18 protein-coding genes are annotated in these 17967 nt (G+C 63.2%); 9 read left to right on the forward strand and 9 right to left on the reverse strand.

Annotation, left to right across the window (positions count from 1 at the left end; genetic code table 11):
- Nucleotides 1-786 carry a DeoR/GlpR family DNA-binding transcription regulator gene (locus ACWGTO_RS02815; protein WP_454573330.1) on the forward strand — a complete coding sequence of 262 codons (786 nt, stop codon included), beginning with the start codon at nucleotides 1-3 and terminating at the stop codon, nucleotides 784-786.
- A 15-nt stretch (nucleotides 787-801) separates the two neighbouring features.
- Here the strand turns inward: ACWGTO_RS02815 and ACWGTO_RS02820 are convergent, their stop codons facing one another.
- The 6 genes from ACWGTO_RS02820 to ACWGTO_RS02845 all read right to left on the reverse strand — a co-directional run bounded on the left by ACWGTO_RS02820 (nucleotide 802) and on the right by ACWGTO_RS02845 (nucleotide 6782).
- Nucleotides 802-1311, reverse strand: coding sequence for an L-2-amino-thiazoline-4-carboxylic acid hydrolase (locus ACWGTO_RS02820; RefSeq protein ID WP_454573331.1), 510 nt, complete (start codon nucleotides 1309-1311; stop codon nucleotides 802-804).
- Complete coding sequence (locus tag ACWGTO_RS02825; protein ID WP_454573332.1) at nucleotides 1308-2093, reverse strand: ABC transporter ATP-binding protein; 786 nt, start codon at nucleotides 2091-2093, stop codon at nucleotides 1308-1310. Before ACWGTO_RS02825 ends, ACWGTO_RS02820 begins: the two co-directional genes overlap by 4 nt.
- Nucleotides 2090-3088 carry an ABC transporter ATP-binding protein gene (locus tag ACWGTO_RS02830; protein WP_454573333.1) on the reverse strand — a complete coding sequence of 333 codons (999 nt, stop codon included), beginning with the start codon at nucleotides 3086-3088 and terminating at the stop codon, nucleotides 2090-2092. Before ACWGTO_RS02830 ends, ACWGTO_RS02825 begins: the two co-directional genes overlap by 4 nt.
- On the reverse strand, nucleotides 3085-3915 hold the full coding sequence (locus ACWGTO_RS02835) for an ABC transporter permease (RefSeq protein WP_454573334.1): 831 nt from the start codon (nucleotides 3913-3915) through the stop codon (nucleotides 3085-3087). The genes ACWGTO_RS02830 and ACWGTO_RS02835 overlap by 4 nt, the downstream gene beginning before the upstream one ends.
- Complete coding sequence (locus ACWGTO_RS02840; RefSeq protein ID WP_454573335.1) at nucleotides 3912-4898, reverse strand: ABC transporter permease; 987 nt, start codon at nucleotides 4896-4898, stop codon at nucleotides 3912-3914. The genes ACWGTO_RS02835 and ACWGTO_RS02840 overlap by 4 nt, the downstream gene beginning before the upstream one ends.
- Nucleotides 4899-5171: 273 nt before the next feature.
- Nucleotides 5172-6782, reverse strand: a complete 1611-nt coding sequence (locus ACWGTO_RS02845) for an ABC transporter substrate-binding protein (RefSeq protein WP_454573336.1) — start codon at nucleotides 6780-6782, stop codon at nucleotides 5172-5174.
- A 366-nt stretch (nucleotides 6783-7148) separates the two neighbouring features.
- On the opposite strand from ACWGTO_RS02845, the gene ACWGTO_RS02850 reads away from it, so the two are divergent.
- Nucleotides 7149-8339 (forward strand): M24 family metallopeptidase, encoded by a 1191-nt coding sequence (locus ACWGTO_RS02850; protein WP_454573337.1) that lies wholly within the window; start codon nucleotides 7149-7151, stop codon nucleotides 8337-8339.
- 169 nt (nucleotides 8340-8508) lie between these two features.
- Here the strand turns inward: ACWGTO_RS02850 and ACWGTO_RS02855 are convergent, their stop codons facing one another.
- From ACWGTO_RS02855 to ACWGTO_RS02865, 3 genes are read right to left on the reverse strand one after another with little or no spacing between them, the layout of a single operon-like run.
- Complete coding sequence (locus ACWGTO_RS02855) at nucleotides 8509-8925, reverse strand: cupin domain-containing protein (RefSeq protein WP_454573338.1); 417 nt, start codon at nucleotides 8923-8925, stop codon at nucleotides 8509-8511.
- 2 nt (nucleotides 8926-8927) lie between these two features.
- Nucleotides 8928-9782 (reverse strand): phosphoenolpyruvate hydrolase family protein, encoded by an 855-nt coding sequence (locus ACWGTO_RS02860; RefSeq protein WP_454573339.1) that lies wholly within the window; start codon nucleotides 9780-9782, stop codon nucleotides 8928-8930.
- Between the two features lie 10 nt (nucleotides 9783-9792).
- Entirely contained in the window at nucleotides 9793-10989 is a 1197-nt protein-coding gene (locus ACWGTO_RS02865) for a Tm-1-like ATP-binding domain-containing protein (RefSeq protein ID WP_454573340.1), read from the reverse strand.
- Between the two features lie 81 nt (nucleotides 10990-11070).
- Between ACWGTO_RS02865 and ACWGTO_RS02870 the strand changes: the two genes are divergently transcribed.
- The 7 genes from ACWGTO_RS02870 to ACWGTO_RS02900 all read left to right on the forward strand — a co-directional run bounded on the left by ACWGTO_RS02870 (nucleotide 11071) and on the right by ACWGTO_RS02900 (nucleotide 17794).
- Nucleotides 11071-11754 (forward strand): TetR/AcrR family transcriptional regulator, encoded by a 684-nt coding sequence (locus ACWGTO_RS02870; protein ID WP_454573341.1) that lies wholly within the window; start codon nucleotides 11071-11073, stop codon nucleotides 11752-11754.
- Between the two features lie 358 nt (nucleotides 11755-12112).
- Nucleotides 12113-13429 carry an ABC transporter substrate-binding protein gene (locus tag ACWGTO_RS02875; protein WP_454573342.1) on the forward strand — a complete coding sequence of 439 codons (1317 nt, stop codon included), beginning with the start codon at nucleotides 12113-12115 and terminating at the stop codon, nucleotides 13427-13429.
- A gap of 68 nt (nucleotides 13430-13497) precedes the next feature.
- Nucleotides 13498-14403, forward strand: a complete 906-nt coding sequence (locus ACWGTO_RS02880; protein WP_454573343.1) for a carbohydrate ABC transporter permease — start codon at nucleotides 13498-13500, stop codon at nucleotides 14401-14403.
- 1 nt (nucleotide 14404) lies between these two features.
- Nucleotides 14405-15364 (forward strand): carbohydrate ABC transporter permease, encoded by a 960-nt coding sequence (locus ACWGTO_RS02885; protein ID WP_142867318.1) that lies wholly within the window; start codon nucleotides 14405-14407, stop codon nucleotides 15362-15364.
- The gene (locus ACWGTO_RS02890; protein WP_454573344.1) at nucleotides 15361-15591 is read left to right on the forward strand and encodes a hypothetical protein; all 231 of its coding nucleotides are present in this window, start codon (nucleotides 15361-15363) and stop codon (nucleotides 15589-15591) included. The genes ACWGTO_RS02885 and ACWGTO_RS02890 overlap by 4 nt, the downstream gene beginning before the upstream one ends.
- Complete coding sequence (locus ACWGTO_RS02895) at nucleotides 15588-16691, forward strand: ABC transporter ATP-binding protein (RefSeq protein WP_454573345.1); 1104 nt, start codon at nucleotides 15588-15590, stop codon at nucleotides 16689-16691. Before ACWGTO_RS02890 ends, ACWGTO_RS02895 begins: the two co-directional genes overlap by 4 nt.
- A complete protein-coding gene (locus ACWGTO_RS02900) occupies nucleotides 16691-17794 on the forward strand; it encodes an ABC transporter ATP-binding protein (RefSeq protein ID WP_454573346.1) in 1104 nt (367 codons plus the stop codon). The genes ACWGTO_RS02895 and ACWGTO_RS02900 overlap by 1 nt, the downstream gene beginning before the upstream one ends.
- The last annotated feature ends 173 nt before the right edge of the window (nucleotides 17795-17967 follow it).

Genomic DNA, 17967 nt, shown 5'->3' on the forward strand with positions numbered 1-17967 from the left:
ATGGATCATGGCCGACTGACGAAGAAGGAGCGGCACGCGCTTATCCTTTCGGAAGTGCGCCGGTCGGCGTCCATTCGCATATCCAAGCTTGCGCGCCGCATCGGCGTCGCCGGCGAGACCATCCGCCGCGATCTCATCGAGCTGGGCGATGCCGGGCTGATCAACCGCACTTATGGCGGCGCGACGATCTCGCTGGTGACGTCCGAACCGGTAATCTCCGAGCGCGGCCTGACCCTGGTCGAGGAGCGCGCCCGGATCGGCCGCGGCGCCGCGGGCCTGATCGAGAAAGGCCAGATCGTAATGATCGATGGCGGCTCGACCACCTATGAGGTGGCGCGCAACCTTTCCCAGCTGAAGCGCGACCTGACTATTATCACCAATTCCACCGGCGTCGCCTCGGTGGCTGGCGCCAATCCGACCTTCCGCGTGCTGCTCTGCCCCGGAACCTATGACAGCCGGGAAGGTAGCGTGCTGGGCGAAGACACTGTCGAGTTCGTGCGCCGCTACAATGCCGACGTCGCCATCATCGGGGCGTCGGGACTAAGCGCCGACGGTCCGAGCGACATGATCTCGGGCGCCGCGGCAGTCAAGCGCGCGATGATATCGCGTTCCCTGTCGACGGTGCTGGTTGTGACCCACGACAAGTTCGGCCGCTCCAGCCTGGAACGCATCTGCGGACTTGACGACATTGCCGATATCGTCACCGACAGCGAACCGAAGGCCGACCTGCGCACTGCCACCAAACAGGCGGGCACGGAGCTGCATGTGTTCCCGCCGACTGATTAGAGGGGGCGCCGCTACCTATCCGGCAGCATCCCGGTTGGTCAGCGCGATGTGGCAGCATCCCGAGCCATGGCCCGGCGACCAGGTGACATTGTCGAAGCGCACGCCCGTCGCCTCGAACAGGCCTCGGTCGAAAGCGCCGGCGATGCGGCAGAGCGTGGCAAGTTTCTCGTCACCGACACCGGCCTCGACCCAGGCATCCTTCAGCGGGCACCGTTTCACCTTGAAGGCGATGTGGTCCGGCCCGCGCTCGACATCGGTCGGATACATCAGGCCGCCGTCCGGGCTGACGGCCAGGAATGCTTCACCAATGGCCGGCGCGTCGTTGGGCCCGAAGCGGGCAAAGGCGGTCGCCGCCACCTCCTTGCCGCGCTGTTCGATGGTGCGGACCATGATCGCCTCGGCTTTGTCCGCGCCCAGCTCGCTGGTCAGTTCATCGAGCAACAGGCGGTAGAGATCGGCGCGGTTGCGGAAGGCGGAATCGAGTTCGCGCGACAGTTTTTCGGCTCTGGCTTCTGGGTCGGTCATGGTAGCTGCCTTGGTCTTCTGTTCAATCTTGGTGCCGCCGCCACCAGCGCCTTGCCGATTGCCGATTGCGGCGCGTCGATGACGGCGCGGGCGTCGCCGCTCTCGGCAATCCGCCCGGCGTCGAGAAGGACGAGCCGGTGGGCCATGGCTCTGACAACGCCGAGATCATGCGAAATGAAGAGATAGGCGATCCGTTCCCTGGCTTGCAGGTCGAGCAGCAGCTCAAGAATCTGTCCGCGCACCGAAACGTCGAGTGCCGACACCGCCTCGTCGAGCACGATCAGCGACGGTTTCGTGGCGATGGCGCGGGCAATCGCCACGCGCTGGCGCTGGCCGCCCGATATTTCGTGGATGGCGCGCGGGGCGAGATCGGCGGAGAGCCCCACGCGTTCGAGCAAGGCGGCAATGCGGGCGGGGCGCTCGGCGCGAGAGGCGATGGCATGGATGCGCAAGGGATCGTCGAGCACGCGCGCCACAGTGGCGCGTGGATTGAAGGCGGCGAGCGGATCCTGGAACACCATTTGCAGCCGCGCGCGCCTGGCGCGCAAGGCCGCACCCTTCAAGGCAAGGAAGTCATCGCCTTCGAATTGTATGGTTCCGGCATCGGGCTCGATAAGCCTGAGCACCAGCCGCGCGATTGTCGACTTGCCGCTGCCGGAGGGGCCGGCCAGCGCCAGCGTTTCGCCGGGTTCGATGGTGAAGGAGACGCCGTCGACGGCGGCGATGGCCGTGCCGCCGCGGCGGTAGCGCTTGGTCAGGTCGGAGACGGCGAGCACACTCATGCCGGCGCCTGCCGCAGCAGCGGCGAGGCGTCGAGGCCAAGATGGGCGTCGAGCAGCCCGCGCGTATAGTCCTGGCGCGGGGCATTGATGATCTGCTCAGTCGGGCCGATCTCGATCAGCTCGCCGTGCCGGAACACGGCGATGCGTTCGGCAAGCTCGGCGGCAAGTGCGATGTCGTGGCTGATGAACAGCAGCGTCATGCCGTCCTCGGCCACCAGTTGCCGAATGAGGCTGACGATCTCGGCTTGCACGATGGTGTCGAGCGCGCTGGTCGCCTCGTCGGCGATCAGCAGCCTTGGGCCAGCCGCGATCGCAGCACCGATCGCCACGCGCTGCTTCTGGCCACCGGAGAGCTGGTGCGGAAAGGCGCGCATGGTCGAGTCCGGGTCAGGCAGGCGGACGCGTCCGAGCAACTGCTTTGCCTTGGCATAAGCCTGCGGCCAGTCGACGCCGAGATGGGTGTGGGCGACTTCGGCGATTTGTTTACCGATGGTCATCACGGGGTCGAGGCTGGCGGAAGGGTCCTGGAAGACGTAGCCGATGTCGCGGCCGGGGAGGGGGGACCTGTCGCTAGGACGGGAAGGGTGGCGCTCTACGGCGCCCCCCTCTGTCCTGCCGGACATCTCCCCCACACGGGGGGAGATTGCGCTGTCGCTGCCGCTTTCGCCAATCTCCAACGTTGCAGACCGAGAGCCGGCGACGGAGCTGCCAATCTCCCCCCTTGTGGGGGAGATGTCCGGCAGGACAGAGGGGGGCGCGAAGGAATGAGACGATTCCGACATGTACCAATCGATGCGACCTTCGACCTTGGCGCTTGCCGGCAACAACCCCGCAATCGCCAACGCCAGCGTGCTCTTGCCTGAACCGCTTTCGCCGATGATCGCCAGCCGTTCACCGGCAAAGACATCAAGACTGATGCCGTTCAGCGCCGTAACCTCGCTGCCATCGCTGATATAGTGCACGGAAAGATCGCGGATCGAAGCGAGCGCCGTCACGACAGGCTCCTTCGCACAGCCGTCGTCTCGACCACACCTTCGCCGGCGAGGTAGACGCCGAGCACGGTCAGTATGAGGGCTACGCCCGGGACGATCGACAGGAAGGGCGCGGTGCGCAGCACAGTTCGGCCTTCGGCGATCATGCCGCCCCAAGTGACGCGGTTGGGGTCGCCGAGGCCGAGGAAGGACAGTGCTGCTTCGGTGAGGATCGCGGCGGCGACGATCACCGAGGACAGCGCCAGCACCGGCGGCAAGGCGTTGGGCAGCACCTCGTGGAAAGCGATTTCGAGCGGATGCATGCCGATGACACGGGCGCCGGCGACATAGTCGCGCTCGCGGATCGACAGAACTTCGGCGCGCGCTACACGTGCCGGTCCGGTCCAGGCGCCGAGCGCGATTGCCGCGACGACGATGCCGAGCGACGGGCCGACGACGCTGACGAAGGCCAGCGCCAGAAGAAAGCTGGGCACGGTCTGGAAGGCATCGGTGATGCGCATCAGCACCTCATCGATGAGGCCACCGGCAAAGCCGGCCAGCGTGCCGACGACCGCGCCGATGAAGAGCGCGGCGGCCGCTGCCGCCAGACCGACCGCCAGGGAGGTACGGGCGCCGTGGAACAACTCGGCCAGCACATCGCGGCCGAGCCGGTCGGTGCCGAGCGGCAGCGACCAGTCCTGAAACGGCGGCAGCAGCGCCCGGCCGGCAATGGCCTGCGGATCGCCGGGGAACAACAGCGACGCAAACAGCGCCATGGCGAAAAGCAGCGCCAGGATGATCGCGCCGGCGACCGCTTCCGGCCGACGCAGGTACCGATTAAGCGGTTTCACGCGCTGGCCTCGCTGGCGCCGACGCGCGGGTCGAGGAAGGCGTAGGCGATGTCGACGGCAAGGTTGATGGCGATGACCAGCACAGCGCTGGTGAGGATGATGCCGAGCAGCAGCGGCGTGTCGCGCGCGGCCACCGCCTCCTGCGCCAGCCGGCCGAGCCCGGGCACGGCAAAGACGCTCTCGATGACGACGCTGCCGCCCAGCATTTGCGCCGATTGCAGGCCGAGCATGGTGACCAGCGGCAAGAGCGCGTTGCGGGCGACATGGGCAAGCACGATGCGGCGGCGCGAAAGCCCTCTGGCGCGGGCGGCCAGCACAAAATCCTGGCGCCAGGCCTCGGCCATGCCGGCGCGCATCATGCGAAGATAGAGCGCGAGATAGATGAAGCCGAGGGCGGAAACCGGCAGCACGAGATGGACGGCGATGTCGGCGGCGCGGGCAAGCCCGGTCTTGTCCGAGGCCAGTGTCTCGATCCCGCCAATCGGCAGCCAGCGCAGGTCGACGGCAAAGACGACGATCAGAACCAGGCCGAGCCAGAAGCCCGGCACGGCATAAAGCGCCAGCGAGCCGATGGACAGGAAGCGGTCGCGAAAGCTGCCGGGTCTGGCGCCGGCATAGACGCCGAGCGCCGAGCCCAAACCGAAGGAAAACGCGGTGGCGCTGACCATGAGGAGCAGCGTGGTGGGGAGGCGCTCCAGGATCAAGTCACGGATCGGCCGCGAGAAGGTGACGGATTGGCCGAGGTCTAGATGCAGCAGCGCCCAGAGATAGTTGGCGAGCCGTGTCAGTTCCGACTGGTCGAGACCCCAGCGATGGCGCAGCAATTCAATCATGCCGGCGTCGCCGCCGGTCGAGACGATGTAGGCATCGACCGCGTCGCCGGGAGCGGCTTCGAGCAAAAGGAACGTGCCGATGATGACAATCAGCAGCACGAAGACGCTGCCGACGAGACGGCGGCGGATGAGGGTGAGGGCGCGGGTCATGGGGAAAAGGGAGCGCGCGCAGGCATTTGAAGTTGCGCTCTACGGCGCCCCCCTCTGTCCTGCCGGACATCTCCCCCACACGGGGGGAGATTGGCAGTTCCCACGCCGCGCTCGCTGCGGCAACGCCGGCGATTAGCGAAGGCCGTGATGACAGCTGATCTCCCCCCTCGTGGGGGAGATGTCCGGCAGGACAGAGGGGGGCGCGACGGAACTCTCATCCCTGATGATGAGCATTCGCTCAAACGATGCGCAAGCATCCCGTGTGGATCGCGCTTAGCCCGCCAGATACGTGTCCGCCCAGTTCGACACCGCCCAGCGTGGGTTGTTGGCGATATTCCCCACCGTGTCGCGTGCGACGCTGATGAAGCTCCATTCGGCGACGTTGATCAGTGGCAAGTCGGCGACCACCTCCTTCTGGAACTGCTTGTAGAGGTCGGTGCGCGCCGTGGTGTCGAGCGTCTCCGATGCCTTGGCGATCAGCGCGTCGAGCGCCTCGTTCTTGTAGCCGCCCTGGTTGGAGAACGGCACGCCGTCCGGAATGCCGCTCTGCACCAGGATGGTGGTCGAGATCGCCGGATCGCCGCGGAACACCGGCGGGCCGACGGCGAGGTCGAAGGCGTGGTCGGTATAGACGGCCTTGATGTGCGCGGGCGAGTCGTTGTTGACGATCTCGGCATCGATGCCGATGGCGGCCAGCGCCTGGCGCAGATAATCGCCGAACTGTTTGGTTTCGTTGAAATAGGGCGCCGGCAGGAGTTTCAGCGCGAAGCGCTTGCCGTCGTCTTTCCTGCTGTAGCCGGCCTCATCGAGCAGCGCGTTGGCCTTGTCGACGTCGAAGGCATAGGTCGGCACGTCGGCGGTATAGAACTGCGGATCGTTCTTCGGCACCGGACCGGTGGCGGTCGCGGCATAGCCGAGGAACACCGTCTTGACGACGAAATCCTTGTCGATGGCATGTGCGATCGCCTGTCGCACCTTCACGTCAGCGAGTTCCTTGCGGCGATGGTTGATCTCGACGACGAGCTGATAGGTTAGCCCCTCATAGCCCTTGGAGATGACCTTGAGGCCCGGAACCTTGGAGATGCGGTCAAGGTCGGCCAGCGGCACGGCGGAGAAGGCGGCGAGCTGGATCTCTTCGGCCTCGAGCGCGGCCGCAGCGGACGTGCGGTCGGGCAGCACCTGGTAGATGATCTCGTCGAGATAGGGCTCGTCCTTGCCCCAGTAGTCGGTATTTTTCGTCAGCTTGTAATACTGGCCGGCCTTGTACTCGCCGAACGTGAACGGGCCGGTGCCGATGGGCGCATTGTTGGCCGGGTTGTCCTCGATCTTTCCGATCTCGTAGACGTGCTTCGGCACGATGCTCGACAGAGCCGGCAAGGCGTTGCGGATCAGCTGGAACGGCGTCGGCTTGGCGAACTTGAACACGGCGGTGAGATCGTCAGGGGTGTCGACGCGGGCCAGATCCTTGAACACGGTGCGGCCGAGATTCTGCAGCGGTTTCCAGATCTGCAGGGCCGAGAAGGCGACGTCGGCCGAGGTGAACGGCTTGCCGTCATGCCATTTGACGCCCTCGCGCAGTTTGAAGGTCACTGACAGCCCGTCGGCAGCACCTTCCCAGCTCAGCGCCAGACGCGGCTCCAACCCATCCTTGCCGTCGAAAGAGGCTTCGGCCAACGTTTCGACGATCTTGCTGGAGATGAAGAAGACGCCGTTGGAGGCGACGATTGCCGGGTTGAGGTTGCGCGGTTCTGAATCAGCGGCGACTACCAAGCGGCCGCCCTTCTTCGGCGTCTGCGTCCAGCCCAGTGTCGGCATGGCGGTGGAGGCCAGCAGCAGGGCGGACCCACCAAGCAGCGTGCGTCTGGAAATCGTGAAATCTGACATGATCGAACTCCGTCCTCTCCGCGACCCGGTAGGGCGCGCCCCTTGATGCCGGCGGCCCCGCCAGCATCCTTGCGGCGATTATGGCCCTTGCCAAGGGTTTCGCCAGAGACGGAATTGGCGCATCCTTGCTTGGCTGTGAAATTTTCGTCCGCTGGACCAGTTTTAAAGGGTGGCCTTTTGTTTGGTCATCTTGGTAGGACCAGATTTGGCCAAGACGTAGCAACTACGACTTGGTGACCGCCTGCCAACGCTATTTTCCTTGTTTCTGGCTGGACCAGAGGGGGCAAAATGGTACAGATTTGATCGACAGCCAAGGGATCCGGCGAAGCGCGAATGACGATCCCAGGCAATTTCAGGGAGAAAGAGATGAACATCGCTCCGGGCAAGACTGCTGTCAGCAATATTCCGTTCGATCAGGCGAGGGTGGACCGGCTGATGGAAGAAGCCGGCATCGATGTGCTGCTCTCGACGTCCAAGCACAACACGCAATATCTGCTCGGCGGCTACAAGTTCATCTTCTTTGCCGCCATGGATGCGATCGGCCACAGCCGCTATCTGCCTGTCGTCGTCTATGAAAAGGGTGGGCCGGAGCATGCTGCCTATATCGGCAACCGGATGGAGGGCGCCGAGCACCAGAACAACCCGTTCTGGACACCGACGCTGCACACCGCCTGCTGGGGCACGCTGGACGCCGCCAATCTGGCAGTCGAGCATATCGGCAAGATCGGCAAGGCCGGCGCCCGCATCGGCATCGAACCGGCCTTCCTGCCGTCCGACGCCTATGCGCTGATCCGCAAGGCGCTGCCGGACGCCAAGCTGGTCGACGCAACCGATATGCTGGAGCGGATGCGCGCCATCAAGACGGAGGCTGAGCTGGAAAAGCTGCGTATCGCTTCCGAGTTGATCACCGATTCCATGCTGGCGACCATTCAGTGGGCGCGCGAGGGCACGACCAAGACCGACATCATCGAGCATATCAGGCGCGAGGAAACCAATCGCGGCGCGCATTTCGAATATTGCCTGCTGACGCTCGGCTCCAGCCACAACCGCGCGGCGTCACCGCAGGCGTGGAAAAAAGGCGAGGTGCTGTCGATCGATTCCGGCGGCAACTATCACGGCTATATCGGCGACCTCTGCCGCATGGGCATTCTGGGCGAACCCGATGCTGAACTGGAAGATCTGCTGGCCGAGGTCGAGGCGGTGCAGCAGGCAGCGTTCTCCAAGGTGAAGGCGGGCACCATCGGCGGCGACATGATCTCGCATGCGGAGCGCGTGCTGAAGGCCTCCAAGGTTGCGCCCTACACGGATTTCTTCGCCCACGGCATGGGGCTGATCACGCATGAAGCGCCGTTCCTGATGACCAACCATCCGGTGACCTACGAAGGCACCTATGCGGCGAAACCGCTGGAAAAGAACATGGTGCTATCGGTGGAGACGACCATGCTTCACCCAACGCGGGGGTTCATCAAGCTGGAAGATACGTTGGCTGTGACGGACAACGGGTACGTGATGTTCGGGGATCGAGCGCGGGGGTGGAACAGGGGTGGAACAGCTTAGTTAGCGAAGATCAGCGCCGCCCCGCATCTGCCTGCCGGCATCTTCTCCCCGTAGAACGGGGGGAAGGGAGCGGCGTTGATGACGGCGCCTTTCTCCCCGTCACTATACGGGGAGAAATGTCCGGCAGGACAATGAGGGGCAACACTGCCCCAGCAGAAGATTCAGCCCATCAACTCCCAACCGGAATCAGCCTGAAATCCGGCAATTCTCGTAGCACCAGTTCCGGCCCAGCAGGCGAATAGACCACAAACAACTGCATCGGTCCGTCACCCGTGTTCAGCGTCGAGTGAAACCGGCTCTCCGGGACATAGACGGTGCATCCCGGCCCGACCTTGGCCACCACCGGGTTGCCGTTCTCGTCCTCGACCATCTGCTCGCCATGGCCTGAGATGACGAAGATGATCTCTTCCGCACCGGGATGATTGTGGCGGGTGTGGCCCTTGCCTGAGGGCAGGTCGACGACGCCGCCGGAAAAACGGGTCGCACCATTTACTTCCGGCGCCACCGTCAGCGCCAGTTTGCCCCAGTCGAAGCCGAAGGCGCTGACGTCCTTCGGATAGACGAACACTTTGCTCTTGTCGGTCATTCTCATCCCTTCCTTGTCTTCTTGTCGTGCAGCGTGACAGCCTTGAAATCCGCCGTCTGTCTGGCGATCGCGGCTTCGGCCGGGAGCCGTTCCATCGAGCTTGCGCCATAGAAGCCGTGCAGGCCCTTGCAGCGGTCGAGTATGTAGCGGGCGTCCTCCGGCATCGAGATCGGGCCGCCATGGCAAAGCAGGATGACATCCTTGCGAACCGAGCGCGCGGCGTTTGCGATGGCGTCGATCTGAACCACGCAGTCGTCGAGCGACTTGGCTGACGTCGCGCCGATCGAGCCGCCTGTCGTCACCCCCATGTGAGCGACGATGATGTCGGCGCCGGCTCGTGCCATTGCGCGAGCCTCGTCCGGGTTGAAGACGTAGGGCGTGGTCAAAAGGTCGAGCTTGTGCGCCTCGGCGATCATGTCGACCTCCAGGCCGAAGCCCATGCCGGTCTCTTCGAAGCTCTGCCGCATCTGGCCGTCGAACAGGCCTATGGTCGGAAAATTCTGGACGCCGGAAAAGCCCATCGTCTTCAGTTCGCTGAGAAGCAGCGGCATGATGACGAAGGGATCGGTGCCGTTGACGCCGGCGAGCACCGGCGTCTTCTTCACCACCGGCAGCACCTCATAGGCCATTTCCTTGACGATCTCGTTGGCATTGCCGTAGGCGAGCAGGCCGGCGGCCGAGCCGCGACCGGCCATGCGGTAGCGGCCGGAATTGTAGATGATGATCAGGTCGATGCCGCCGGCTTCCTCGGCCTTGGCCGACAGGCCGGTGCCGGCGCCGCCGCCGACGATCGGCACGCCGTCGGCGATCATCGCCCTAAACTTCTTCAGTATGTCCTTGCGCGGTATGGCGGCCATGTCTGGGCTCTCACTGTCTGGCGATGTCGAGGAAGGCCGCCGTTGCGGCCCTGGCAAATTCGGGATCGTTGATGTGCAGCGGCAGCCGCGTGACGCGGCGCGTGGCGTTCGGCTTGATGGCGCGCTCGATGGCGTCGAACAGCACGGAGTCGGCTTGTGGATCGAAGAAGGCGCCGCCCTCGATGTCGAGCGCCGAGACGCCTCTTTCGGGGATCAGGAAATGCACCGGACCCTCGCAGCGGCTTAGCTTGCCGCCGATCCATTCGCCGATGCTGCGGCATTCGTCCGCCGTTGTGCGCATCAGCGTGACGTTGGGATTGTGCTCATAAAACAGCCGCCCGCGATGTTTCTCGGGAATGGTCGGCGGCGCCCAGAAATTGACCATGTCGAGCGCGCCGACCGAGCCGATATAGGGCAGGCCAGTGCGGGCAATGGCGCCGAAGCGATCCTCGGTGGCCGGCAGCACGCCGCCGAACAGAAAGTCGCAGACCTCCGTCGTGGTGATGTCGATGATGCCGGCGAGCAGGCCACTGTCGGCGAGCTTCTCCATCGAACGGCCACCGGTGCCGGTTGCGTGGAAAACCATGCAGTCGTAGTTTGCCCGCAGCTGGTCGGCGATGGCCGTCACGCAAGGGGTGGTGACGCCGAACATGGTCAGCCCGAGCGCCGGTTTGCCGGTTGCGGCCGGCGCCGGCTTTGCGGCCATGCCGGCGATGGCCTGTGCGGCATTGTGGAGCACCGTGCGGGAGAGCCTGTTCAGTCCCGCCATGTCCGTCACCGACGGCATCATGATGATATCGGAGACGTCGACATAGGGCGCTGTGTCGCCGGAGGCGAGCGTCGAGACCATGATCTTGGGCAGGCCGAGCGGCAGTGCGCGCATGCCCGATGTGACGATGGAGGTGCCCCCGCCACCGCCAATGCCGATCACGCCGGCGACGTCGTCGCGCGACTGGATGAAGCTGGTGAAGGCGGCGCCCATGCCGGCCACTGCCGCGCCGCGATCGTCGATGCCGAGCACCCTGCCGGCTCCGCCGGGATGATGTGCAGCGACCTCGCCGGCCGAAATATCGACCGGCACAGTGGCGCCGCGCGTGCCAATGTCGACGCGGGCAACCGAACTACCGGTCGCGGCAATCGCATCGGCCAGGAAGGCAAGCTCCTCGCCCTTGGTGTCGGCGGTGCCCACCACATAGATGCGCTTCATCGCGTTTCCCCGTCTTCGGTGTGTGCTGGGTCTGGCCGCGAAGGCCATTGCATTTTTTTGAGACGCGCGTATCGTATTGATATGAATGTCTCACGTCAACAAGCCGCAGTGAACGACGACGCCAAGGAGGCTGCCGAACGCGGCCCACGTGCCCGCACAAAACGGCTGATGCTGGAGACGGCGACGCGACTGATGCAGGCGGGCGTCAATCCGTCAGTGAGCGAAGTCGCGGAAGCGGCTGAAGTGTCGCGCGCCACCGCCTATCGCTATTTCCCGAGCCAGGCAGCCCTGGTGCAGGCAGTGGTTGACGAGGGGCTCGGCCCCATCCTGACCTGGCAATCGGCCTCGCAAGATCCACAGCGGCGCGTCGCCGAACTGTTCGACACCGCCATGCCGCGCATCGAGGCTTTCGAGGCAACCTTCAAGGCAGCGCTGAAACTGTCGCTCGACCAGTGGGCGCAGCGCCAGGCGGGCACGTTGGGAGGCGAGCCGCAGTTCACCCGAGGCCATCGCGTCCAGCTGTTGAAGGATGCCATTGCGCCGCTCAAGGGGCAGCTCCCGCCGCGCGAATTCAAGCGCCTGGCGCAGGCGCTATCGATGATGTTCGGCGTCGAATTGCTGATCGTGCTCAAGGATATATGGGGGCTCGACAGCCGTGGCATGCGGTCGGTCGCGCAATGGGCAGCGAGCGCCCTGGTGCGCGCGGCGATGGCGGAATCGATGACAGAAGCTGATGCGGTTAGGTCGGCGGCAGTGGCGAAATAGCGCCAATCTGGTTCGACCAGATTTGAGCGGCCATTACCGATGTTAACCGGGCTGTAAGTACCAAAACAAGAGCAGCCTATATCAAGGAGTAGGAAAATTAAGGGAAAACAGTCAGATACCTGAACAATCCGGTCATACAAGCTCCGGCTGTGGTCCAAGAAAGAGCTTGACGGCTATCCAAAATTGGTAATACCAGATTAGGAGAGAAAAAGCGGATCGAAAGTGAGAGCTGCGATCCATTTTCCGGCAAGACGAGAGGCTTGGAACCGGAAAGGTGCGATCTCGGGAGGAACTACCAGGGTCGGCCCCGTTGCCGGCTCGCATGATACGGTAGAATGCGCACAAGGGAGGAAACATTATGCGCAAGACAATGACCAGCTTGCTTGCTGGTATAGGCTTAGTGCTTGCCTGCGGAACGTCCGTCTACGCGCAGGACAAGGAACTCACCATCTTCTGGGCGGAATGGGATCCGGCCAACTACCTGCAGGAACTCGGCAACGAGTACGAGAAGGAGACCGGCGTCAAGATCACGGTTGAAACCACGCCGTGGCCCGACTTCCAGACCAAGGCCTTCACCGAGTTCAACGCCCATGGCGACGCCTATGATATGGTCGTCGGCGACTCGCAATGGCTCGGCGCCGGCTCGACCGGTGGCCACTATGTCGACCTGACCGACTTCTTCAACAAGCACAAGGTCGGCGACGTGATGGCGCCGGCTACGGTGAAATACTATGCCGAATATCCGGGCGGCAGCAGCAAGTACTGGGCCATTCCGCTCGAAGGCGACGCCGTCGGCTGGTCCTATCGCAAGGACTGGTTCGAAGATCCCAAGGAAAAGGAAGCCTTCAAGGCCAAGTATGGCTACGATCTCGACGTGCCGAAGGATTTCAAGGCGCTGCGCGACATCGCCGAATTCTTCCACCGGCCGGATCAGAAGCGATACGGCATCGCTATCTACACCGACAATTCCTATGACGCGATGGCGATGGGTTTTGAGAACGCGTTGTTCTCCTTTGGCGGCGAGCTGGGTGACTATAAGACCTACAAGGTCGATGGCTTCATCAACTCCGACAAGGCGATCGCGGCGCTCGACGCCTACAAGGAACTCTACAAGTTCACACCTCCGGGCTGGGCCAAGTCGTTTTTCGTCGAGGACAACCAGGCCATCACTGAAAACCTGGCCGCGATGAGCATGAACTACTTCGCGTTCTTCCCCTCGCTGATCAACGAGGCGTCGAACCCGAACGCCAAGAACACCGGCTTCTTCGCCAATCCTGCCGGCCCCGGCGGCGACCAGTTCGCCGCACTCGGCGGTCAGGGCATCTCCATCGTTTCCTACTCCAAGAAGCAGGAAGAGGCGACGAAGTTCCTTGAATGGTTCATCAAGGACGAGACCCAGAAGAAGTGGGCGGCACTCGGCGGCTACACCTGCAGTGCCGCCGTCCTCAAGTCGGAGGAATTCCAGAACGCCACGCCGTACAACAAGGCCTTTTACGAGACCATGTTCAAGGTGAAGGATTTCTGGGCGGTGCCGGAATATGCCGAACTGCTGCAGCAGCTCAACCAGCGCGTCTATCCCTACATGATCGGCGGCGAAGGCTCCGCCAAGGAAACGCTGGACGCGCTCGCAGGCGATTGGAACGCGACGTTCAAGAAATACGGTCGCGGGCAGTAACCGACATCTTCACGGAGGGGGCGATTGGTGCCTCCTCCGTTTTCTTTTTTGAACCGGGGAGCAGGGTCTTGGCGACCACGATGATCACCACGCTGGACAGGTCCTCACGAGCCGCCGCACGCGGCCTCAGCGACATGTCGATCCGCAATCTCTTCATCATTCCGACGATCCTGTTCCTGATCGTCTTCAACATCTTCCCGCTGATCTATTCGCTGGGTTATTCCTTCACCGATTTCCGCGCGTCGACCAATGCGGCGGCGAATTTCGTTGGGCTGCAGAATTATCGCGACCTGCTCAACGACCCCTATGTGTGGTCCAATTTCGCCATCACCGCGAAATACGTCATCATCTCGGTCGCCGGTCAGTTGCTGGTCGGCTTTGGCGTCGCCATGCTGCTCAACCGCGACATTCCGCTGAAGGGCTTGCTGACGACGCTGCTTCTGTTGCCGATGATGCTGTCGATGGCGGTCGTCGGCCTGTTCTGGAAACTGCTCTACGATCCGTCTTTCGGCATCATCAACTATGCGCTCGGCCTCGGCACCTTCGAATGGCTGTCGGATCCGAAAATGGCGCTCTATGCGGTTGCGCTTACCGACATCTGGATGTGGTCGCCCTTTGTCATGCTGCTGTCGCTGGCCGGCCTCTCGGCGGTGCCGAAGCATCTCTACGAGGCGGCGGCGATCGACCGCGCCGGGCCGTTCTACACCTTCTTTCGCATCACGCTCCCGCTGGTCGCGCCGATCCTGATGATCGCGGTCATTTTCCGCACCATGGAGGCATTCAAGACCTTCGATCTCGCTTACATCCTGACCAGCCAGCCAACGGCCGAACTGATCTCGATCCGGCTCTACAAGATGGCGTTCCAGGAATGGCAGACCGGGCGCTCCTGCGCACTGGCCTATATCGTGCTGATCATGGTGCTGGCCATTACCAATATCTACGTCAAATACCTGAACAAGGTGAAGGAGCGCTGAGATGGCCGCCGTCCGCACTTCTTCCGAAATCGGTTTCAACCGCGTTGCAATCGTCGCCGTCCTGTTGGTGACGATCATCTTCCTGGCGCCGATCTACTGGATTGCCTCGACGGCGTTCAAGCCGCGCAACCTTGCCACCACCATCCCGCCGACGGTCGTCTTCCAGCCGGAAATATCGCCCTTCGTCAAGCTGTTCACCAAGCGCTCGCAACTGCGCAACCCAGCGTCGCCGGAGGAGTATGCAGCCGCTCCCTGGTGGGAGCGCGTCGTCTTCGACGGCGGCGAGAAGATCGTGCGTGACGGCAAGGGCCAGGTGCAGTGGTCCGGCTATCCGAGCCGCTTCATGAACTCGTTGATCGTGGCCATAACCTCGACGGTACTGGCCGTCGGCATGGGCACCTTCACCGCCTACGGCTTCTCGCGCTTCAAGGTGAAGGGAGAGGCGGATCTGCTCTTCTTCATCCTGTCGACGCGCATGCTGCCGCCGGTGGTCGTAGCCATCCCCATGTTCCTGATGTACCGGGCGGTCGGCCTTAACGATTCCCACCTCGGCCTGATCATCCTCTACACCGCTTTCAACCTGTCCTTCTCGGTTTGGCTGATGAAAGGCTTCATGGACGAGATTCCAAAGGAATACGAGGAGGCCGCCCTGGTCGACGGCTACACGCGCATGGAAGCCTTCTTCAAGATCGTGCTACCCGAGGCCGCAACCGGCATCGCCGCCACCGCCGTCTTCTGCTTTATCACGGCGTGGAACGAATATGCCTTCGCACTGATCATGACCAGCCGCCGTGCCCAGACAGCACCGCCCTTCATCCCCAGCCAGGTCGGCTCCGGCCTGCCGGACTGGACTGTGATTGCGGCGGGCACTTTCCTGTTCCTGCTGCCGGTCGCCATTTTCACCTTCCTGCTCCGCAATCATCTGTTGCGCGGCATGTCCTTCGGAGCGATCCGCAAATGAGCTTTCGAGCCATCAACCAGAAATATCTCGAACCCGGCTCGCAGATCCTGATGGTGCTCGGCATCATCGCGCTCTGCCAGCCGTGGAACATGCTGCTGCACAGCTATGGCGTGACCATCATCCTGATCGGCCTGATCGGCTTCAACATCACGTCGAAGATCGCGCCGGAGGAAAAGGCCGGCACGGGTCATGCCGCAGATGCGCGAAATCCTGGAGCACAGCATTGACCCAGATCGAGCTTCGCGGCGTCCAGAAATTCTTTGGCGCCGTCCAGGTTATCAAGGACCTCAACCTCAAAATATCGGACAACGAGTTCATCGTGCTGCTCGGCCAGTCGGGCTGCGGCAAGACGACGACGCTGCGCGCCATTGCCGGGCTGGAGACAATCGACGGCGGCGACATCCTGATCGACGGCAAGCCGGTCCAGCATTTGAAGGCGGCCGACCGCGACATCGCCATGGTGTTCCAGTCATTCTCGCTCTATCCACATATGAGCGTTTACGAGAATGTTGCGTTCCCACTCAGAGCAACGCGCAAGAGCAAGGCAGAGATCGACAGCGAAGTGCGCTCGGTCGCCAAGACGCTGCAGATCACAGACCTGCTGGGCAAGAAACCGTCGGCGCTGTCGGGCGGCGACATGCAACGCGTCGCTATCGGCCGGGCGCTGGTGCGACGGCCGAAGGCGATGCTGATGGACGAGCCGATCGGTGCCCTCGACGCCAAATTGCGCGAGGAGATGCGGGCCGAGATCAAGCGGCTGCACATCAAGCAGGGCTCGACCACCATCTATGTCACCCACGATCAGATCGAGGCGATGAGCCTGGCCGACCGCATCGTCATCATGCATGAGGGCGTGCTGCAGCAGGTCGGCTCTCCGGACGAGGTCTATTCGCATCCGGCCAATCTGTTCGTGGCGCAATTCGTCGGCAGCCCGGTGATGAATGTCGCCGAGGCCTCGGTGAGCGAGAAGGCCTCGGCTGCGTCGGTGACGGTGGGCGATGCAGCCACCGGCTTCGAATTTCCGCGCGCGCTTCTGGCGAAGCTCAACGGCCATGCCGGCGGCCAGCTTGCGCTCGGCATCCGGCCAGAGGGCGTGCTGGTACGCCATGAAGCAGCGGACGGCTTCGTGCCGGTCGAGACGCAGATCGTCGAGCCGCTCGGCTCCTTCGACATCGTCGATCTCAAGGTTGGGTCCAAAATGCTGCGCGCCCGCACCAAGAGCGGCTTCGTCGGCGGCCCAGGTGAAAAGGTCTTCGCCAGGATCGATCCGACACAAGCGCATTTCTTCGACACGGCGAGCGGCAAGTCGCTTGGGGTGAGATTGTAATGGCCCACATCCAACTGAAAAACATCTCCAAGAGCTTCGGCAACCACACCGCGCTGACCGGGCTCAATCTCGACATCGCCGATGGCGAATTCTTCGTGCTGCTTGGCGAGACCGGCGCGGGCAAGACGACGACGCTGCGCATGATCGCCGGCCTCGAAAAGCCGAGCGAAGGTCAGGTGTTCATCGACGGCGTCGATGTCGCCGACTGGGGCGCTGCCGAGCGCGACGTGGCGCTGGTGCTGCAGCAATATTCGCTCTACCCACGCTACACCGTGCGCGAGAACCTTGAATTCCCGCTGAAGCCGAAGATCCGCCGGCTGCCGGATGCCGAGATCAAGGACCGCGTTGCGCGGGCCGCCAAGACACTTCGGATCGAGCATCTGCTCGACCGCAAGACCGACCGTCTTTCAGGTGGCGAGATGCAGCGCGTCTCGATCGGCCGCGCCATCGTGCGCAAGCCGCGCGTGTTCCTGATGGACGAGCCGCTGTCGGCGCTCGACGCCAAATTGCGCGAGGCGCTGCGCACGGAACTGAAGAACCTGCAGATACAGCTTGGCGCCACCTTCCTGTTCGTCACCCACGACCAGATCGAGGCGATGTCGATGGGCGACAAGGTCGGCGTGTTGAACCACGGCCGGATCGTCCAGACCGGTACGCCGCACGAAATCTACAACAATCCGCGCGACACTTATGTGGCGAGCTTCGTCGGCTCGCCGCCGATGAACCTCATCGACGGCAGGCTGGTCGACAACCGCGCGGTGATGGCGCCGATGAATTTCGAGCTGCCGCTTACAATCGGGGCCAAGACTTTTGGGGGAGCCAAGGCGAGTGCGGCGACCGAAGGGCGCCCTCTCGTCTTCGGCATCCGTCCGGAGGATGTCTATCTCGAAAGCGGCGCGCCGGTCGAGGCACGCGTCCATGATGTCGAGAACCATGGCGTCGAAAAGATCCTGACGCTCAGGGTCGGCGACACCACGCTGCGCGCTACCGTGCCGGCGCGGACCGATGTGGCGATCGAGCAGTCGGTTCGCTTCGCCTGGAATGCGGACAAGGTCGTGCTGTTCGACAAGGGCAGCGGTGTGAGCTTGCGGCACGCCAGCTAAGCTCTTCCGCACACACCGGATCGCGGCCGTGCGCAATCCCGATGTCGGCAAGGTGCTCGCCGCTATTCGCCCCACCTGCAATCCGACCGTGACTGGACGGTCGAGGCGCTGGCCAGGATGGCCCGCAGAGCGCGGAATAGGCCCACCCCGACAGGCATCACCCGTTAAAGCGA

This window comes from Mesorhizobium sp. PL10, assembly GCF_053714315.1.